Annotated in this window: 15 protein-coding genes; 7 read left to right on the forward strand and 8 right to left on the reverse strand. The window is 37.7% G+C overall.

The window, feature by feature from the left end; translation table 11 throughout:
- Positions 1-13: 13 nt before the first annotated feature.
- Positions 14-1,006, forward strand: coding sequence for a KpsF/GutQ family sugar-phosphate isomerase (locus tag LNM86_RS01080; RefSeq protein WP_241438078.1), 993 nt, complete (start codon positions 14-16; stop codon positions 1,004-1,006).
- A 256-nt stretch (positions 1,007-1,262) separates the two neighbouring features.
- Here LNM86_RS01080 and omp10 read toward each other — a convergent pair whose 3' ends face one another.
- Complete coding sequence (gene omp10 / locus LNM86_RS01085; RefSeq protein WP_241438079.1) at positions 1,263-1,622, reverse strand: outer membrane lipoprotein Omp10; 360 nt, start codon at positions 1,620-1,622, stop codon at positions 1,263-1,265.
- A 253-nt stretch (positions 1,623-1,875) separates the two neighbouring features.
- On the opposite strand from omp10, the gene LNM86_RS01090 reads away from it, so the two are divergent.
- The 6 genes from LNM86_RS01090 (at position 1,876) to LNM86_RS01115 (ending at position 11,853) form a co-directional block, all read left to right on the forward strand.
- A complete protein-coding gene (locus tag LNM86_RS01090; RefSeq protein WP_241438080.1) occupies positions 1,876-3,261 on the forward strand; it encodes a sigma-54-dependent transcriptional regulator in 1,386 nt (461 codons plus the stop codon).
- 425 nt (positions 3,262-3,686) lie between these two features.
- Positions 3,687-5,258, forward strand: coding sequence for a phospholipase D family protein (locus LNM86_RS01095; protein ID WP_241438081.1), 1,572 nt, complete (start codon positions 3,687-3,689; stop codon positions 5,256-5,258).
- A 148-nt stretch (positions 5,259-5,406) separates the two neighbouring features.
- Positions 5,407-6,906 carry an IMP dehydrogenase gene (gene guaB, locus LNM86_RS01100; RefSeq protein ID WP_241438082.1) on the forward strand — a complete coding sequence of 500 codons (1,500 nt, stop codon included), beginning with the start codon at positions 5,407-5,409 and terminating at the stop codon, positions 6,904-6,906.
- A gap of 1,071 nt (positions 6,907-7,977) precedes the next feature.
- Positions 7,978-9,264: an RsmB/NOP family class I SAM-dependent RNA methyltransferase gene (locus LNM86_RS01105; RefSeq protein WP_241438083.1), complete on the forward strand. Its 1,287-nt coding sequence runs from the start codon at positions 7,978-7,980 to the stop codon at positions 9,262-9,264.
- A 133-nt stretch (positions 9,265-9,397) separates the two neighbouring features.
- Entirely contained in the window at positions 9,398-10,951 is a 1,554-nt protein-coding gene (gene guaA / locus LNM86_RS01110) for a glutamine-hydrolyzing GMP synthase (protein WP_241439037.1), read from the forward strand.
- 179 nt (positions 10,952-11,130) lie between these two features.
- Positions 11,131-11,853 (forward strand): glycerophosphodiester phosphodiesterase, encoded by a 723-nt coding sequence (locus LNM86_RS01115; protein WP_241438084.1) that lies wholly within the window; start codon positions 11,131-11,133, stop codon positions 11,851-11,853.
- 99 nt (positions 11,854-11,952) lie between these two features.
- Here LNM86_RS01115 and LNM86_RS01120 read toward each other — a convergent pair whose 3' ends face one another.
- The 7 genes from LNM86_RS01120 to LNM86_RS01150 form a co-directional block, all read right to left on the reverse strand.
- Complete coding sequence (locus tag LNM86_RS01120) at positions 11,953-12,999, reverse strand: sn-glycerol-3-phosphate import ATP-binding protein UgpC (RefSeq protein ID WP_241438085.1); 1,047 nt, start codon at positions 12,997-12,999, stop codon at positions 11,953-11,955.
- A gap of 2 nt (positions 13,000-13,001) precedes the next feature.
- Complete coding sequence (gene ugpE / locus LNM86_RS01125; RefSeq protein WP_241438086.1) at positions 13,002-13,853, reverse strand: sn-glycerol-3-phosphate ABC transporter permease UgpE; 852 nt, start codon at positions 13,851-13,853, stop codon at positions 13,002-13,004.
- Positions 13,854-13,863: 10 nt separating this feature from the next.
- Positions 13,864-14,748, reverse strand: coding sequence for a sn-glycerol-3-phosphate ABC transporter permease UgpA (gene ugpA / locus LNM86_RS01130; RefSeq protein ID WP_241438087.1), 885 nt, complete (start codon positions 14,746-14,748; stop codon positions 13,864-13,866).
- Between the two features lie 105 nt (positions 14,749-14,853).
- Positions 14,854-16,179, reverse strand: a complete 1,326-nt coding sequence (ugpB, locus tag LNM86_RS01135) for a sn-glycerol-3-phosphate ABC transporter substrate-binding protein UgpB (RefSeq protein WP_241438088.1) — start codon at positions 16,177-16,179, stop codon at positions 14,854-14,856.
- 496 nt (positions 16,180-16,675) lie between these two features.
- Positions 16,676-17,602, reverse strand: a complete 927-nt coding sequence (locus LNM86_RS01140) for a metal ABC transporter solute-binding protein, Zn/Mn family (protein WP_241438089.1) — start codon at positions 17,600-17,602, stop codon at positions 16,676-16,678.
- Between the two features lies 1 nt (position 17,603).
- The gene (locus tag LNM86_RS01145; protein ID WP_241438090.1) at positions 17,604-18,485 is read right to left on the reverse strand and encodes a metal ABC transporter permease; all 882 of its coding nucleotides are present in this window, start codon (positions 18,483-18,485) and stop codon (positions 17,604-17,606) included.
- A gap of 3 nt (positions 18,486-18,488) precedes the next feature.
- A complete protein-coding gene (locus tag LNM86_RS01150; protein WP_241438091.1) occupies positions 18,489-19,241 on the reverse strand; it encodes an ABC transporter ATP-binding protein in 753 nt (250 codons plus the stop codon).
- Positions 19,242-19,657: the final 416 nt, after the last annotated feature.

Consider the following 19,657-nt stretch of genomic DNA (forward strand, 5'->3'; position numbering starts at 1 on the left):
ATCAAATTCGATTATGGCAAGAAAAGTTCCTCATATAGCTTTGCAGAATGCTGTTACATCAGCACTAAAAACACTTGCGAGTGAAAAACAAGGGATAAAAGCTCTTGAAACAGCTCTTTTGGGAAGTCTTTCTTCTTCTTTTGCAACGGCTGTTCAAACGATTAGAAATGCGAATGGTCATGTGGTGATTACTGGTCTTGGGAAGAGCGGTCACATAGGAACAAAAATTGCTGCAACCTTAGCTTCAACGGGAACGCCTGCTTTTTTTGTTCACGCTGCAGAAGCCAATCATGGTGATCTTGGCATGATTGGACCCGATGATGTCATTCTTGCTTTGTCGTGGTCTGGTGAAACTTTGGAATTAAGCGGCATTATTAATCATGCTGCGCGTTTTCGCATCCCACTTATTGCTATGACATCGGGTGAGCACTCTGTATTAGGACGACAAGCTGATATCGTACTTTTATTGCCAAAGATAGAGGAGGCGTGTCCACACGGACTTGCTCCTACCACTTCAACAATTATGCAATTAGCGATGGGGGATGCATTAGCTGTTGCTCTTTTAGAAATGCGTGGTTTTACGGCAACAGATTTCAAAATTTATCATCCTGGTGGTTCTCTTGGTGCAAATTTGAAATATGTGCGAGACATTATGCATGAAGGAGATTGTATTCCTTTAGTTGCACAGGGAACAAATATGACTGAAGCGATGCATGTTTTGGTTGAAAAACATTTTGGTTGTGTTGGCGTTGTGAATCAAAAAAGTGAGTTAATTGGGATTGTGACCGATGGTGATCTTGCACGCAACATGCACTTGAACTTATCACAATTTAATGTTGATGAAGTGATGACAAAAAATCCTAAAATTTTGGAACCAAAAACACTGGTTGGGGCAGCGACAGCTTTTATTAATGATCATCACATTGGTGCTTTTTTTGTGGTTGAGAACAAAAAACCGGTAGGAATTGTTCATTTTCATGATCTTTTGCGTATTGGTGCAGCATAAGCTGGTATAGACATCGAATAAAGCTTTTTAGAATAAAACAGATTCAGCAATAAAAGAACAAAACTTTGTTGCACCGTAACAAGTTTCTCAGAAAAAAGTTATCCGTATCTTCTATAATATTTGCAGGTTTTGTTGTCAAAGTGCGGTATCAGTCTTTCTTGTATTTTAGAGAAAACCATGCATCAGGAGGAGAGTTCATACCTCCTGAAGATGTGTGTACATACCCTGTTTTGAAGAGTAACTTTAGCTTTTTTATCTAAAATTTTCTCTTAAGAGAAAATTGTGAACCTATCTGTGGTGTACAGAAAAGATGTATTGCATCGCGTGATATCATACAATTGACTTTAGATATTGTTCCACGGAGAATGGAACGTATTTCAATGTCTATCTGTTGGGAACTCACATAATTATATGTACCTTCTGACAATTTTTCTTCTGTATCCGCTGCACGTGTTTCAAAAACACCATTATGAAAAGAAGAAATAATACCGTTTTCATCAACCCATTTCCCATCAATTCCAGTTGATATATTTTGCCCGTAATAGTGTGAAGAACCACAGGCACTTAGCACCAAAGCGATGATCATAAGATATAAAATACGGCAGGACTGTTTCATTTATTCTACTCTATTTGTGTTACTTTGTTCTTTAGCTTCTATAACATTATTAAATTATTCTATGAGTCAATATAAAAAAATTGATGAAAATCAATGAAAAGCAAAAAAATGGAAAAAAATGCCTTAATGTTGTATTTAATTAACAGCTTGATGAAATATCGTAGATAAAACACAAGAGGCTAAATATTTCTTATGGTTTACAACAATTTTTACATTAAGCCGTTTAGTAGTCTCAAAGGAGATTATTAAAATTATGGTTGGTCCCATTCTTGTTGCGAGTGAAGATTATGGAAAACGTATAGAGCTTTCTGCAATGCTTCGAGGTTTTGGTCACCGAGTTATTGAAGCAGAAAATGGTTTACGTACGATTGATCTTTTACACAGACGTAGAAATATTGTGCTTGCACTCCTTGATGTTGCCATGAGTGATTTGAGTGTAGGTGATTTGATTAAAATGATTAGAGTTGCTGGTGTTTCTGTTCCTATTGTTGTGATAGCACAACAAGAGAATCAGAATGTACTCCAGAAAGCTTTAACAGCAGGAGCCATTGATTATTGGATTTATCCAGTAACGTCATTACGATTGAGAGTTACTTTAGATATTATTGCTCTTATTTCTGCATTGAAGCGTGAGGTTTCTTATATTCGGCGAAAAAATGAGAATCACTTGCGATTTTCTGATCTCTTTGTAAAAAGTCGACCAATGCAAACAGTTTTAGAACAATCGAGAAAAGCGGCGAATTCTTTACAGAATCTTTTGATAGAAGGTGAAAGTGGCACTGGTCGCGAAATATTAGCACGCATTATTCATCATGAGGGTTTGTCATCGGAGGGGACTTTTGTTCGCTTCCAATGTTCAGCTATTGTTGATCCAGAAGAAGAAAATCGCCAATGGTTTAAAGAATTTCTACCATTGGTCTCTTCTCTTGAGAAAGGGACACTTTGTCTTTGTGATGTTGATCGGCTTGAACCCATACAGCAAAAACGTTTCGCAAATTATCTTCAAGAGAGAGAAAAGGCAACAAAGAATAATCCTCCTTCTTTTCGTATTATAGCTCTTTCAACGTCGCGGCTTTCAGATCTGATTAAAGAGGATTATTTTTCGCACAGTTTGTTTGAACAGCTTTCCCAATTATCGATCAGTGTTCCTGCTTTGCGGGAATTAAGGGATGATTTTCCAGAGCTTACGCAACGTTTGATTGATCACATTGTCATGGAAACAGGGCGATCACATGTCCATGGTTTATCAGGATCAGCTCTCTCATTGCTTATGCAGTATGATTGGCCTGGTAATCGGGATGAGCTTGAAAACTTTCTATTTCGTGCGGTTTTGTTAAGCGAGGGGCCATTGCTAACTGTTCGTGATTTTCCTCAATTAATAGGGGATTCATCAATAAGTGTTCCAAAGATTATTGAGAATGATGTTCAAAAAAATCATGAACAAGAATCGATACAATTTTTAAATGCGGATGGGCATGTTCGAACTTTTGCAGAGATGGAGTATGATATTATTGAAAAAGCGGTTGAACATTATAAGGGACATATGAGTGAGGTCGCTCGCCGTCTTCATATTGGGCGCTCTACGCTTTATCGAAAAATAGAAGAATCGAAGGAAATAAAAAGCCGAGAACAGAAATAACATCCACGATAACTTCTTATTTATAAGAGGTATGATTTTCAGAAAGAGCACAGTAGCTTTTCATAAAGATGGGGCTGGTATTTTTGTCTTTAAAAGAAATGGTGTTTATTGTAGATTTAGGTATTGAATATAATTTTAATACTTAATAAGTATTGATTTTATTTAATTGAATTATTTTAAATTTTCTTTTTTGTTTCAGTTTTTACAATTTTAGATAAATTTGTCTTTATTAAAGATAAAAGATAGCTTTTACAATTTTTTATTACTGGAACGAAAATTCTATAATCATTGATATTGAGTTTATATTCTCTTTAGCAAGAGATGGCATTCTTTTTGTTATCTGATTAAGATAGTATTATTGATTTTAATATTATAGTCCGTATCGATGATGGTGTGATGACCTAAAAATGGAAAGTTGATGTTCTTTGACTCTGCTACAGATTATTATCGGTTTTACCGCATTTTTTTTGATTGCGTCTATGTTGGCAATTTATACATATGGGCGTTTTGTTAAAAACGCTAGGGGGGAATGTTCTTATGCATTGACTGTTAAGAAAGATGAAACCAAGTTTGATCGTATAGTGAGTAAATTAGCAGAAGAAACAGATGGATTAGGAGTTGATAAAGATGCCCTTTCACTCATCATCAGTAATTTGGATGCTTTTTGTATTCGTGCGATAGGAGCAGCACAGGCAGGGCGTAGCCTTGATCTGATGTATTATATTTGGGACGATGATTTAACAGGGCGCTTATTACTAAGCGAAATAGTAGAGGCAGCTGATCGTGGTGTTCGGGTGCGTCTTCTTTTAGATGATATTAATGCGCAAGCGCGAGATCCAGCTTATATTGCCCTGGATAAACATCCTCATATTGAGGTAAGAATGTTTAATCCAGGGCGCTCACGTAAGGGTGGTTTACGTCGTGGTTTAGAGATTCTATTGCGAGCAATCACTGTGACACGTAGAATGCATAATAAGGCTTTTATTGTAGATGGTCGGGTGGCTTTTGTAGGAGGACGCAATCTTGCGGATTCTTATTTTGATGCTGGTGAAGAATCGCATTTTCGAGATTTAGATTTAATGCTCATCGGTCCTTCGGTTAAAAAGGTGGAAAATATTTTTGATGACTTTTGGAATAGTGCTGTCGTTTTACCAATTCATACTTTGGTTTTTCCTAAAAGTGCAAGCGACTTTCGCTATTGGAAGGATAAATTACGAGAATTTCGCGATTCCAAAGTTGCAAAAGTTTATTTAGACTATGTCAAAGAGCATATTAATTTTGACAGTTTTATTCAAGCGGGAAAGCGATTATTTTTAGCAGATAAAGTTGTTGTTCTTTCTGATCCTCCGGAAAAAGCATTGCGCAAAAAAGCAGGCAATTGGCTCATGAAGGCGCTTGCACAAGTTATAGGTGAGGCTAAAAAAACAGTTCAAATTACATCACCTTATTTTGTTCCTGGTAAGTTAGGTACGCAGAATTTTAGCAAATTGGTTTCAAAGGGTGTTGATGTCAAAATTCTTACGAATTCCTTAGCGGCCACTGATGTAGCACTGGCGCATGGTGGTTATGTACCATATCGTAAAGCGTTATTAAAAAATGGTGTTAAGCTTTATGAATTAAAGCCGGATGGAAATCCGCGAGGATTGCGCCTTTTTCGATCCAGTAAGGCAAGTTTACACACCAAAGCTTTTTTAGTTGATCGTAAAACTGCTTTTATTGGTTCTTTAAATTTTGATCCTAGATCAGCAGCGTTGAATACGGAAATGGGCATTCTTTTTGAATGTGCACCGATTACAGCGAGGTTAGATATGCTTTTTTCTGAAGAAACAACAGGTGAAATGAGTTATCATCTGCGTCTAGGTGAGAATAACCGTATTTATTGGGATTTTATTGAAAACGAAAAACAATATAGCGTTGATTCTGAGCCAGAAAGCAATTTTTGGCGTCGTGCGTTTGCTAAAATAATAAGTTGGTTACCTATTGAATCACAATTGTAGATTTTATAAACTATAATGAGAGAATTATTTTAATTTTTCTTTTCATTTTTTTGTAGCATGGCATAATTTTTTGCCAATTCGCAACGTATGAGAACCGCAGTTGTATTTAAAGCACCTTGCGGTATTTTGTTATAAAAGGAATTTGGCTATGGCAAAGATTGTTGAAACAGGGACGGGTGCGTTGGCACTAACTTTTGATGATGTGCTTTTACAGCCCGGTCATTCTCTTGTTATGCCTAGCCAAGTCGATCTTAGAACGCGTATTGCCGCTGATATTACGCTTAATTTGCCGTTACTTTCTGCTGCAATGGATACTGTAACAGAATCACGTTTAGCAATTGCTATGGCACAAGCTGGTGGTCTTGGTGTTATTCATCGTAATATGTCTCCTACAGAGCAGGCTGAAGAAGTTCGTCAGGTCAAAAAATTTGAGTCTGGTATGGTTGTTAATCCAGTAACAATTGGGCCAGATGCAACACTTGAGAAAGCAAAAGATTTGATGCGCTCGCATGGCATTTCGGGTATTCCAGTTGTTGAAAATGACGTTAAAGGTGAGACTGCTGGACGATTGGTTGGCATTTTAACGAATAGGGATGTGCGTTTTGCATCGGATCCAAAACAGAAAATTTATGAATTAATGACCCATGAAAATTTAATTACGGTACGTGAAAATGTTCAACTGAGTGAAGCGAAGTATCTTTTACACCATCACCGTATTGAAAAATTATTGGTTGTCGATGAACAAAATCGTTGTGTTGGTTTGATAACCGTTAAGGATATTGAAAAAGCCCAATTAAATCCAAATGCAGCCAAAGATTCCCAAGGTCGTTTGCGTGTTGGAGCTGCTAGCAGTGTAGGGCGTGATGGGATTGAACGGGCTGAACGACTCATTGATGCCGGTGTCGATGTGCTGGTGATTGATACAGCGCATGGGCATTCACAACGTGTGTTAGAAACTGTTGAACGAATCAAAAAGATGGCGTGTTCTACAGCTGTTATTGCTGGTAATGTAGCGACTTCTGAGGCAACACAGGCGTTAATTGATAATGGTGCAGATGCCGTAAAGGTTGGTATTGGTCCTGGTTCTATTTGCACAACACGAATTGTAGCAGGTGTTGGTGTCCCTCAACTTGCAGCTATTATGAGTGCTGCAGAAGTTGCTGAAAAAGCGGGGGTTCCTATCATTGCTGATGGTGGCATTAAAGCTTCAGGTGATTTTGCTAAAGCCTTAGCAGGTGGAGCGTGTGCTGCTATGATTGGCTCCCTTTTAGCCGGTACAGATGAAAGCCCAGGTGAAGTTTATCTTTATCAAGGGCGGTCTTTTAAAGCCTATCGCGGTATGGGATCTGTTGGTGCTATGGCAAGGGGATCGGCAGATCGTTATTTTCAAGACGAAGTGCGTGATGAACTTAAATTGGTTCCTGAAGGTGTAGAGGGTCAAGTAGCTTATAAAGGTTCGATAGCTTCGGTTTTACACCAGCTTGCTGGTGGATTACGTGCTTCAATGGGGTATGTTGGAGCAAAAGATCTAGCAGAATTTCGTGAAAAAGCAACTTTTGTTCGTATCACCAATGCAGGACTCCATGAAAGCCATACACATGATGTTGCTATTACACGGGAGAGTCCAAATTACCGAAGACCTGTTTGAGGTGGAAGCTTTAAGGTTCTATTGTAGAGTATAAAGTCTTTCGAGAAAATTGATGCTGCCTATTTGATGATTTGGTATAAGAATCCCAAAAAGAAAGAATTGGAAGTTTATGTTCCAATTCTTTCCAAAGGTTATATGAAATGAAGGGAATTAGCTTTTTGTAGTCTTCCGCTCCGTTTTTGACGCGCGTTGGCGAGTGTTCGCCTGATCACTTGGCATGGATTTCTTTCCAGTGTTTGAGGGCATTGTATTGTGACGGCTTTTAGATGAAGTTGTTTTTCCATTATTGTTCATTGTTTTCTCCTTTTAAATTATCTGGCGTAAAGCCATTACAGTAAAAACGGTCTTGCCAAATAGAGGTTCCAAGCCTTTTTTAAAAAGTTAATATTTTGCTAGGAATACTATGGGCATGCTGGTCTTTAAAGAGCAGTATTTTTCTGATTTTCAGAAAGAGAACATTTTCAAGAGAGGAGATATTTTGTTACGTGTTTTTTATAGCAGTGCTATGAAAAATGAATTTCTCAAATCATAAAGCTTTGAGAATTGTTGCATACGCATATTGGCAAAAAGACTCTAAGAATTTATACTGTTTTGTAGTAATAAACCGGCACCATCATACTCTTTACCGGCTCCCAATGTTGCGAAAGTTCTTGGTATTTAGATGATTCATTAAAGGCATTTTTACACCTTTCTTTAGGGTTTTTTATCCACATGACAGCCCCGCTTATGACTTGCAAAAATATAGTTTAGATTGATTCAACTAAGAGGATTTAAAATAAGAGAATCTTACAATATTCGGGGGTCTAATTCAACATGCAAAACAGTAAGTTATCATTATAAATCAATGCGTTGCAGTATAGAAGAAGTGCATATATCATATATATTGTAAGTGACAAGAATGTGAATGATAAGTATATGAAATAAAGAATTTGAAATGCTATAAAACGATAATCAGAATCATTAATCTTTTAATGTAAATTAATGTAAATTTTTTTTGAAAAAAATTAAAGTTTATAAAGGTAATTTTCCATATTATTTAAAGACTTATAAGAATTCAAATCGGAGAAATGAATGCGCTTAGGTGGGCGTTTGCGTGCGGCAATAGATATTCTACAAGAGATAGAAACGCGACATTGCCCTGCTGGGGAAGTTTTAAAATCTTGGGGGCTTTCGCATCGTTTTGCTGGAGCAAGTGATCGTGCAGCAATTGGTACAATTGTTTATGATGTTTTAAGGCGACGTTATTCTTTACAATGGCGCATGGAGAGTGATGATGTGAGGGATATTGTTTTTGGTACCCTATTAGACACTGGAAAAATGACCATTGAACAAATTGATAGTGAATTAGAAGGAGATCGATTTGCACCGCAGCCCTTAGGGGTTAGACAGCGTCAATCATGGCAAAAACGACAATTAGCTGATGCGCCAGATTATATTCGTGGTGATATTCCTCAATGGTGTCAACCGCACCTTCTTCCTTTATGTACAGATAATTGGGTCATTGAAGCAGCTGCATTAGCAACGCGTCCTTCGTTAGATTTACGCGTGAATAGCTTAAAGGCAACGCCGGAGAAGGTGCTTAAGGAATTAGCAAAAAACAAAGTTCAGTCAATCTCATGGTTTCCGCAAGCTTTAAGAATTGCGCCAATAGAAAAGTTTGACCGTCATCCCAATGTTCAAGTTGAAAGTGCCTTTCAAAGGGGAGACTTTGAAATACAAGATTTGGGGTCTCAGATTGTTGCTTATCTTGTCGAAGCAAAAGCAGGTATGCAGGTATTAGATTATTGTGCTGGGGCTGGTGGTAAAACGTTGGCTTTAGCGGCCAGTATGCAGAATCAGGGGCAAATTTATGCTTATGATTCCAGTAAAGTCCGTTTCGCTCCTATTTTTGATCGTCTACGGCGCGCTGGTGTTTGTAATGTACAGCCACGAGGTCATGTAACGGAATTAAAGCCGTTAGTAGGTCGAATGGATAGAGTTTTATTAGATGCACCATGCAGTGGAACAGGAACATGGCGGCGGCGGCCAGATACGAAATGGCGTTTGACATTAGAGCAAGTAAGACAACGTCAAACGGAACAGAAGGCTATTTTGAAGGAGGCTATAGATTATCTTAAACCAAATGGGCGTTTAGTCTATATTACATGCTCTCTTTTTGTGGATGAAAATGAGGAACAAATTTCTCATTTTCTTCAACAACATCCCGATTTTTATCCCGTAAATATGCGTGTACTTTGGCAGAAACATTTTCATTTTTCACCAGTGCAGCCGATCTTTTCAAATTATGGTCTCACCTTATCACCAGCAACAACAAAAACAGACGGTTTCTTTTTGTCTGTGTTGCAAAAAAAGCATTGATATATGTTTTTCGCATTTTTTATCTTAAATTTTATAAGAAAAATATTTTTCTCAAGTGGATAGGCTTGTGAAAAGAGAAAGATTGAATAATAAGTCTTATGAGTTTCCTTTTATAATGATTGATTGGTTTCCTATGAGCATAGCACATCCAGACACTGTTCTTATTATTGATTTTGGTTCACAAGTAACACAACTTATTGCCCGGCGGGTGCGAGCAATGGGTGTCTATTGTGAAATTATTCCTTTTCAGTCCGCTCTAGAAGGTCTTAAGCAGAAACCTAAAGCTATTATTTTATCAGGGAGTCCTTATTCTGTTATTGATGTTGGCTCGCCACGTGTTCCGATAGAAGTTTTTGAAATGGGGATCCCAATTCTTGGTATTTGTTATGGTGAACAAGTGATGTGTATTCAGCTTGGAGGAAAAGTTGAAGTTGGCGATGAGCGTGAATTTGGACGCGCTTTTTTAGAAGTGCAAGAGGAGAGTGCACTTTTTGACGGTGTATGGGAAAAAGGCTCTTGTTATCAAGTATGGATGAGCCATGGTGATCGTGTAACAGCTTTACCAGAGGGTTTTCATGTCATAGGAACGTCAAAAGGAGCACCCTATGCAGCTATTGCTGATGAAAAAAGACGCTTTTACGCAGTGCAGTTTCACCCTGAAGTTGTTCACACACCGGATGGTGCAAAGCTTTTGCAAAATTTTGTTTATAAAATCTCTGGTCTTAAAGGTAATTGGTCAATGGCCTCTTATCGTGAGCAGGCAATTGCTACGATACGGAAAAAAGTTGGCAAAAACCGTGTTATTTGTGGTCTTTCCGGTGGTGTGGATTCATCCGTTGTGGCTGTGTTTCTTCATGAAGCAATAGGAGATCAACTGACCTGTATTTTTGTTGATCATGGGTTGATGCGCAAGAATGAGGCGGAAGAAGTTCTTACATTATTCCGAGATCATTATAATATAGAGCTTATTCATGTTGATGCCGCCAATCTGTTTCTCAATGCTTTAGAAGGAGAAACAGATCCAGAAAAAAAGCGCAAAACGATTGGTCGTCTTTTTATTGAAGTTTTTGAAGAGGAGACGAAAAAGATTGGAGGCGCAGAGTTTTTAGCGCAGGGCACGCTTTATCCAGATGTCATTGAGAGTGTTTCAGCAATTGGTGAGTCAGTAACTATTAAAAGTCATCATAATGTAGGTGGATTACCAGAACGGATGCAGATGAAACTTGTAGAGCCTTTGCGTGAGCTGTTTAAGGATGAAGTTCGTTCGCTAGGGCGAGAATTAGGATTACCTGAGCAGTTTATTGGCCGTCATCCTTTTCCAGGTCCCGGTCTTGCGATTCGCTGTCCAGGTGCAGTAACGCGTGAAAAATTAGAAATTTTACGTGAGGCAGATGCTATTTATCTTGATGAAATCCGTAAAGCTGGTCTTTATGATGAAATTTGGCAGGCTTTTGCTGTTCTCCTTCCTGTGCAGACAGTTGGTGTGATGGGCGATGGGCGCACGTATGAATTTGTTTGTGCTCTTCGTGCTGTAACATCTGTAGACGGAATGACTGCTGATTTTTATCCCTATAATATGGAGTTTTTAAGCAAAACAGCAGCACGCATTATTAACGAAGTAAGAGGTATTAACCGTGTTGTATATGATATAACTTCAAAGCCTCCTGGTACTATTGAATGGGAATGATTGAAATAAAATCTAAAGCTTTTAAGAAGAGAGCGTTATTTTAAAATTTTATATTTGAGTGGAGTCATCAGGAAAAGAGAATTTAAAAAAGATTGTTATTGATCTGGGATGATTTTTAAAAAACATTCCTTGATTATAAATTAACCAATGATTGAAATTTGAGAAGTGTGAAGTTTTGCATGTCTAAGAAAAAAATTGTTGCCCATCGTGGTGGAGCGCATCTTTATCCTGAAAATACCCTTTCTGCGTTTCGTCATGCAATTGCATTGGGAGTAGATGAAGTTGAATGCGATGTTCATCTGCTTAAAAGTGGTGAAGTGGTTGTCTTTCACGATTTTCATTTAGAACAATTGGTTGGCAAAGAAGGATATATTCACGATATTGATAATGAAACGCGCAAACAACTTTGTGTAAAAGGAAGTAGTGAATGTCCTCCTTTATTAGAAGAACTGCTTGATCTTTTAGCACCAACCAATGTTGCACTACATCTTGAAATCAAAACATGTGGTGAAGTTGAACGTGAAATGATTTTATCTCAAAAAGCACTTACGTTGATAAAAAATCGAAATTTAGAAAATCGGGTTTCGGCAATTAGTTTTGATCCTGTAAGTCTTCGTCCCTTTATTGAAGCAGGAATACCATCTGGTCCATGCATTGATAGCTTTGAAGGTGATATGTATCATCATTTTTCTGAGTGGAAACAATTGGGGTATTCTGATCTGAGTTTAAATGGCTCCACTGTCTCACGGCATTTTATTGAATCTGCGCTTGATGCTGGTTTTACTGTAGGGGTGTGGACAATTAATGGAAGAGCACGGTTATCGTATTGGCTTGATATGCCTGTACATTACATCACAACAGATCAACCTGATTTAGCATTACAATTGCGGTCGAAGAGATAAAAGCATACATCTATAATACAAAAGAGTGCCTTTTTTAAAAAATAGAGTTGAATGTAAGAAATATTTAATGAGATTTCTTATACGATCAAGATTTTCACTCTAGTTACTATTTGTGCGTTTTCCATTGGTTTTATTAAAAGTATGAAAATTTTGCTGAGCAACGGTGAAACTGAGTTTTTTACCATAATCGTTTGTAAGTCGCTCTTTTATTTCAATGGTAAAAATATTATCATTCCAACGTGTTAAGACATGGCATCCTGTTCCGACAGGTTTGATAAGTTCAATTTCTGTATGAAAGACAGGTCCTTGATCTGGATATTCTCCCAATAAGATGACTTCTGGTCTGAAGGCCAAAAGATCAGTTTTTTCATTGTAAGGTAATGAATGACCTAAGTGTTGTTCTAAGGTTTGGCGATCAAGAAAATTCATAGGGGGAGAACCAATAAAATCAGCAACAAATATTGTTGCTGGGGAATCATAAATTTCCATTGGTGTTCCAATTTGCTCGATAGCGCCATTATTCATAACAACGATTCTATCGGCTAGAGTCATGGCTTCTAATTGATCATGGGTGACATACAGGCTTGTTGTGCCTAGTGAACGCTGTAGAGTTTTAATCTCAATACACATTTGTGCCCGTAATTTCGCATCGAGATTTGAGAGAGGTTCATCAAAAAGAAAGACCCGTGGTTGACGGACAATCACGCGCCCCATTGCAACACGTTGGCGTTGTCCTCCTGATAATTGTCGTGGTTTACGATCAAGGAATGGCTCAATTTGTAAAAGTTTTGCAGCGTGTGCAATACGTCTGTTTATTTCATCTTTAGGCGTTTTACGATTTTTAAGACCATATTCTAAGTTTCCACGTACTGTCATATGGGGATAAAGGGCATAATTTTGAAAAACCATAGCAATATCACGATCAGCAGGTTCTCGATCATTGATACGTTCGTTATCAATATAGAGTTCACCTGAGGTCACTTGTTCAAGTCCTGCAATGATACGTAACAAAGTTGATTTACCACATCCTGAAGGGCCGACAAGAACAAGAAGTTCGCTATCAGCAATCGTTAAGTTTAAATCCTCAATGACCAGAATACCGTTTTCATACTGTTTTTTTATATTTGATAACTGGATTATGGCCACAGTTACTTCTCCGTTTCAATAAGGCCTTTGATAAAAAGCTGTTGCATGCAGATAACAACAAGAACAGGTGGGACCATTGCAACGACCGATACTGCCATAAGGATATTCCATTGAGGATCATGTTGAAGTGATTCTACGACAAGTTGCTTTAGAATAATAAGAATAGTTTGATGATTTTGATCAGTTGTCACGATAAGAGGCCAAAGATACTGTATCCACCCATAAATGAACATAATAATAAATAAAGCGGCGATATTGCTTTTGCTAAGAGGAAGGAGAATATCTTTAAAAAATTTAAATGGTCCAGCCCCATCAACACGAGCAGCCTCTAAGAGTTCATCAGGAACAGTTAAAAAAAACTGTCGAAATAAAAATGTAGCAGTTGCTGATGCAATAAGTGGAATAATCATACCACCATAGGTATTTATCATGCCTAATTGTGCGACAACTGCATATGTTGGAATAATACGCACTTCGACGGGAAGCATTAAAGTGATAAAAATAAGAGCAAAAGCAGTTTTTCGAAAAGGGAAGCGCATGTAAACAATTGCATAAGCAGAAAAGAGCGAAATAATAATTTTTCCAATACTAATACCAAGTGCCATAATGAGTGAGTTTATTAAAAGTGGCCACAGCTTTGGCAAGCCAAGTTGCGCAAGACCATCACCAAAGATCATTTTATAATTCTCTAGAGCGTGCTTTCCCGGTAAAAGAGGGAGTATTTCTGAGCTAAATGCTGCTGAACTATGGGTTGACGCAATGATTGCAACATAAACTGGAAAGCAAATAATAAGAATACCAACAATGAGAATGAGATGGGTGAGAAATTTTAGAATAGGGCGATTTTCAACCATAATTCGCTTCCTAATATTGCACACGACGTTCAATCCAGCGAAACTGAATAAACGTTAAAACAATAACCATCAACATTAATATTGTTGATTGTGCTGCTGATGCACCTATTATTTGATTTTTAAAACCATCATCATACACTTTGTAGACGAGGGTACTTGTTGCACGCGCAGGACCACCAGAGGTTATGTTATCAATGATACCAAATGTATCAAACATAACATAGTTAATATTGACGATAAGAAGAAAAAAAGTTGTTGGTGAAATCTGTGGAAAAACCACAGTCCAAAATCGCTTAAAAGGGCTAGCACCATCAATTGCGGCTGCCTCTATTTGGGAACGTGGAATAGACTGGAGTCCGGCAAGAAAAAAAAGAAAATTATAAGAAATTTGTTTCCAGCTGGCTGCAATCACAATAAGGATCATTGCGTGAGTGCCATTGATACGATAATTCCATACGATACCGATTTTCTCTAAAAGAAAAGGGATGACGCCAATAGTTGGATGAAAGATAAACAACCATAAAATACCTGCTAATACTGGAGCAACAGCATAAGGCCAAAGTAAAAGCGTTGTATAAGCTTTTTTTGTGCGGATGACACGATCAACGCAGACAGCAAAAAGAAGCGATAGCGACATTGAAACGGCAGTAACCGAAATAGAAAAGATTGCAGTTGTAAGAAGTGATTTTAGATAAGCTGGATCAGAGAGAATTGTTACATAATTTTCAAAACCAATAAAGGTTGTTGTAAATCCAAAAGGATCTTCACGCTCGAAAGACGATTTTATTGCTTGAGCAGCAGGCCACAAGAAAAACAAAAAAGTCACAATGAGTTGAGGTAAAAGCAGCCAATAGGAAAGCAAACTGTTTTTAAAATATACTTGTTTTTCTTGCATTCAGAGGGTTCTTTAATACAAAGAGTTTAGAAGAGTGAATAAAAAAGAACGAAAAGGGTCTGACTGTTTGGTTAAATTTTTGATATTTATAATAACAACGACACCTTAATGGTTGGCTTTTTCAAATTCACGTAAGAGTTTATTACCACGTTTAACGGTTTCATCTAATCCAGCTTTTGGTGTCTTTGAACCACTAAGGACAGCTTCTAATTCTTGATCAAGAATAGAACGAATTTGTGGTAAGTTACCAAATCTTATGCCCTTTGAATTAACAGTTGGTGGGTTAAGATTAATCTGTTTAATGGCAATATCGGCACCGGCGTTTTTATCGTAGTAATGCTGTTTTTTACTCAGTTCATAAGCAGCCTTTGTTGTTGGAAGGTAACCTGTTATCTGGTGCCATTTAGCTTGATTATCTGCTCTTGAGAGATATTTAAGAAAAGCAGCAGCGCCTTCATATTCTTTAGAGGTATGGCCTTTCAAAACCCAAATAGAGGCACCACCAATAATTGAATTTTGAGGCGCATCTTTTACGTCATCATAGTAGGGCAGTAGAGCAAATCCAACATTGAATTGCGCTTCTGAAAGGATTCCAGCACGAGACCCTGAAGATTGCATGAAGATGGCACAATTTTGTGTCATAAACATTGGTGTTGAATCTAATGCGCCGGCAGGACCACCGTAGCGGAAAATACCTTGATCAGACCATTTTTTAAGATCAGTCCACATGCGCACCTGTAAAGGCCCATTAAAGGTAAGCTTTGAATCGAGTCCACCAAAACCATTTTCTTTTGTTCCAAAAGGGACATTATGTAATGCCGAAAAATTTTCTATACCAATCCATTGAGAGGCATAAGACATTGTAAAACCACAACTTGCCGCTTTAGTTTCAAGAATTTTTTTGGAAAATTTTTCTACATCTTGCCATGTTTTAGGGGGGGTCTCGGGATCAAGTCCTGCTTTTTTAAAGATATCTTTATTATAATAAAGGATTGGTGTTGAAGCATTGAATGGCATAGAAAGCATTCGCCCCTGAACATCAGAATAGTAACCACTGATAGCAGGTAAATAATCAGTAGGATCGAATTCTTGTTTTGTATCAGCCATAAGTTGATAAATGGGATAAACAGCACCTTTGGCAGCCATCATTGTTCCGGTACCAATTTCATAAATTTGGGCAAGAACGGGTTGTTGCTTTCCGCGAAATGCTGCTATGAGTGAAACCATGCCTTCTTCATATTCACCACGAAATGAAGGAACAACTTTGTAATCAGATTGGCTGGCATTAAAGTCGTTAATAAGATGTTCAGTTTGTTTTCCTAGTTCACCGCTCATGGAATGCCAAAAACTAATTGTTGTTTGCGCAAAACCCACTGTTGCCATGCTGATAGCAACCGTAAATGTTGCTATAGAAAGATAAAAACGATTCATGGATCCCCCTTTTTGAAGTGATGAAATACAGGGTTTCCCCAGATTTATAGTATTACACATGAACATGCCATGACAGTTTTGTTTCAGAAATATGTTGATTCATTTAAACAGGAACCACCAAAAGGTCAAACGAATTTGTTGAAACCTACAATTTTTCCTTTATCAGAATGATTGTATATTAATAATGATACAATTCTGTAAACGTCGAATAAAAAACAAAAGAGTTTAAATGGCAAGGCAAAAAGAAAGATGAAGGATACCAACTATAAATATCATTGAGAGAAGGTTATTGAAGTCTTTGAATTTATTTTTTCCAAAAAAAGAATGTATTTTTTAGGCGCGGCATAAACAAAAAACATCCATAATCCCATTTCTTATCATGCTTTTATTCAATAAATTATTTCAGTATTGCACACCATTTTACCATTATTGGTAAGATTGTAAGTTATATCTCTATAATTTTACATATTTTTATTCACTTCTTTGTAGACTCGTTTTAGCTTTTTGTTATCGCATCAATAATGGTTTTAACATTATGTTTCATCATATCAAGATACGTTGCAGCAGGACCATTTTCGTCCGATAATGCATCGGAATATAGAGTTCCACCAATTTTTAAACCTGTTTCTTTTGAAATCTGCTTTATGAGGCGGGGATTAGAGATGTTTTCAACGAATAGGGCGGTTGCTTTATTCGCTTTAATTTGTTTGATAAGTTTGGCTACATCGGCTGCTGTTGCTTCAGCTTCTGTTGAAGCGCCTTGGGGTGCTAGTATGGTGAAACCATACTCTTGTGCAAAATAGCCAAAGGCATCATGAGATGTAATAATAATACGCTTCTCTGTTGGGATAGTCGCAATCTTTTTTGTAAGTGCTTCTTGTGTTGCTTTAAGCTTTTGGATGTAGATGTTGGAATTTCTTTGGTAGCTCGCGCAGGATTTTTGATCGATTTTGCATAAAGCAGCAGCGATATTTTTGGTATAAATTTCAACATTAGGAAGAGTTTGCCAAGCATGTGGATCAAGATCACTGTGATGGTGATGTTGGTGGGAAGTGTGTTCTTGCGTTTGAATTTTGAGGGGAGAAATGTTAGCACTCACTTCGACAAGAAGCGCTTTTGTCCCGCTTGCTGTGATGAGACGATCCATGAAACTTTCTAAATGCAAACCGTTGATAAAAATAATGTGAGCATTTCTAAGAATTTTAGCATCACGGGGGCTAGGTTCATAAGTATGGGTATTCGCATTAGGGCCAACGAGGGTCGTTATAGAAATATGATCGCCTCCTACATTTTTTACTAAATCTGCAAGAATGGAAAAGCTTACAACAACTTTAATCTTGTTGTGCGCAGCAGCAGAAAATGGAAAAAGGACAAACAAGAAAAGAGTTCCAAGCAGAACAAATTGTTGTATAAATTTAGGCATATTATTTCCTTAAGATAGGGAGGGATGTGTAAAAGAGACGAGGAAACCATGCGACAATAAGTCCACGTGGACTTATGAAGCAGGAGAGCAGATAAATAAATCCAGCAGCAATGATGATAGCAGGACCGGAGGGAAGGGACAGATGGAAAGAAAGCAGGAGTCCACAGATACTTGCAACGATTCCTAAGAGGATAGAGAGTATACAAATAGGGCCAAGACGAGAAAGCCAAAAACGGGCAGTAATGGCTGGAATCATCATAATGCCAACAGAAAGCAAGGTTCCTAGTGATTGGAAACCACCAACCAAATTTAATACGACAAGGATAAGCAGGGATATATGAACATATTTACTGAGTGGAGAGAGTGATTTAAAAAAGAGGGGGTCAAAGCTTTCTAATACCAGTGCGCGCCAGAAAGTGTAAAGACAGCATATTGTGATCAGCATTATAGTGGTAATGAACAAGAGAGCTTGTGTGTCAAGTGCAAGCACTGAGCCGAATAAGAGATGAAGCAGATCAATCGTTGAATTTTTAAGAGAAACAATTATGACACCTGCTGCGAGTGCAATAAGATAAAAGACTGTCATTGTTGCATCTTCTTTTTGAAAACTATTTCGTGAAATCAAAGCGGTTGCTAAAGCAACAATGATACCAGCTAAGATACCACCAAGTGTCATAGAGAGGAGCGAAAATCCACAAAGGAGAAAAGCAATCGCAACACCGGGAAGGATAGCATGAGATATAGCATCTCCTGTTAAACTCATTCCACGCAGCATCAAAAATACACCAACAGGACAGGCACTGATGGACAGTAGAACTGAACCGATAAGGGCGCTTTGCATAAAATGGAAATCAATAAAGGGGGCAAGGAAAAATGCGTACACCTATTATAGCCTTATAGAACGAGAATCATCGAGGGGGAAGTATTGTTTTAATATGCTGATATCGAAAGAAGGTGATGAGAGAGATGGTATCACGTGATGAATGTTATTATGGAAAAACTGTTGTGTTTCTTCATAAAAGGCATTTTCTCTCTTAATTTGAATTATATGAGGAAAATATTCTTGCACGACAACAGGATCATGGAGTGCTGTAAGAACTGTTCGTCCTTGTTGTTGCCAGTGTGTGATTAACGCAAGGAGGTCCCTTTGGGTATTACGATCTACACCATTGAAAGGTTCATCAAGCAAAATAATATCGGCATCTTGTACAATAATACGTGCGAAAAGGGCGCGTTGTAATTGGCCGCCTGAGAGCGTATCAAGTGAACGCGAAGCAAGTGCTGTAAGTCCAACCATTTCAAGTGCATTCTGGATTTTAGAATCATAAGGGCGATGACTTTTCCATAATCCACAAAAAGACCATAATCCCGTTTTTATAAGTGATTTTACATCAATGGGAAATGTTTGATCTATATCACATTGCTGGGCAAGATAAGCAATCCGACTTTTTTTCGGTTTTGTAATTTGGCCCTTGAGAGGTTTAATCAATCCGGCTACAGCTTTTAGGAGTGTAGATTTTCCCGCACCATTATCACCTATTATTGCTACCAACGATCCAGCTTTTAATTTTGCTGAGAAGTTTTTGATAGCTGTCCTATTTACATAGCCTAATGTTGCATTGTTGAAATGCAGACTCATAATTCCACCTTAAATTATTTGATCTCAAAAAGTTATGTTATAATATAACGCTTGTCAATAAAAATGTTATATTATTACATATGTGTTGAGAGTTAAAAATCTTAGTGAGAAGATCGTGGACAATTCAAAATAATAATTGAATTTTCCTTGACGAAAAAGAGAGTGTGTATACTATATATAGTATCAGAATGATTGTTGATTCTAAATAAGCACAGGTGAGGGTAAAAGTGTGTTTCGTTTGGTATCTAAGTTATTTCCGTACTATAATCATTAAAGAGTTTATTGACAAAAAGGAGAGTTGTATCTCTATGGGAGTATCTCTCTCGAAGGAGTCTCCTTTTGTTTTCGTCATGAAAGAGTAAAGATAAGCTACGGGAAGTAGCCGCAGGTGTTTGGTTTTTCAGACAGTAGGAGGG

This window comes from Bartonella machadoae (assembly GCF_022559585.1).
In the GTDB taxonomy this organism is placed as follows: domain Bacteria; phylum Pseudomonadota; class Alphaproteobacteria; order Rhizobiales; family Rhizobiaceae; genus Bartonella; species Bartonella machadoae.

What these genes read in the sequence shown, in the direction of transcription:
- ugpB (WP_241438088.1), bottom strand. Translation starts at nt 16,179, where the DNA reads ATGAATCGTTTTTATCTTTCTATAGCAACATTTACGGTTGCTATCAGC.
- guaB (WP_241438082.1), top strand. Translation starts at nt 5,407, where the DNA reads ATGGCAAAGATTGTTGAAACAGGGACGGGTGCGTTGGCACTAACTTTT.
- LNM86_RS01080 (WP_241438078.1), top strand. Translation starts at nt 14, where the DNA reads ATGGCAAGAAAAGTTCCTCATATAGCTTTGCAGAATGCTGTTACATCA.
- LNM86_RS01140 (WP_241438089.1), bottom strand. Translation starts at nt 17,602, where the DNA reads ATGCCTAAATTTATACAACAATTTGTTCTGCTTGGAACTCTTTTCTTG.
- guaA (WP_241439037.1), top strand. Translation starts at nt 9,398, where the DNA reads ATGAGCATAGCACATCCAGACACTGTTCTTATTATTGATTTTGGTTCA.
- ugpA (WP_241438087.1), bottom strand. Translation starts at nt 14,748, where the DNA reads ATGCAAGAAAAACAAGTATATTTTAAAAACAGTTTGCTTTCCTATTGG.
- ugpE (WP_241438086.1), bottom strand. Translation starts at nt 13,853, where the DNA reads ATGGTTGAAAATCGCCCTATTCTAAAATTTCTCACCCATCTCATTCTC.
- omp10 (WP_241438079.1), bottom strand. Translation starts at nt 1,622, where the DNA reads ATGAAACAGTCCTGCCGTATTTTATATCTTATGATCATCGCTTTGGTG.
- LNM86_RS01105 (WP_241438083.1), top strand. Translation starts at nt 7,978, where the DNA reads ATGCGCTTAGGTGGGCGTTTGCGTGCGGCAATAGATATTCTACAAGAG.
- LNM86_RS01090 (WP_241438080.1), top strand. Translation starts at nt 1,876, where the DNA reads ATGGTTGGTCCCATTCTTGTTGCGAGTGAAGATTATGGAAAACGTATA.
- LNM86_RS01150 (WP_241438091.1), bottom strand. Translation starts at nt 19,241, where the DNA reads ATGAGTCTGCATTTCAACAATGCAACATTAGGCTATGTAAATAGGACA.
- LNM86_RS01115 (WP_241438084.1), top strand. Translation starts at nt 11,131, where the DNA reads ATGTCTAAGAAAAAAATTGTTGCCCATCGTGGTGGAGCGCATCTTTAT.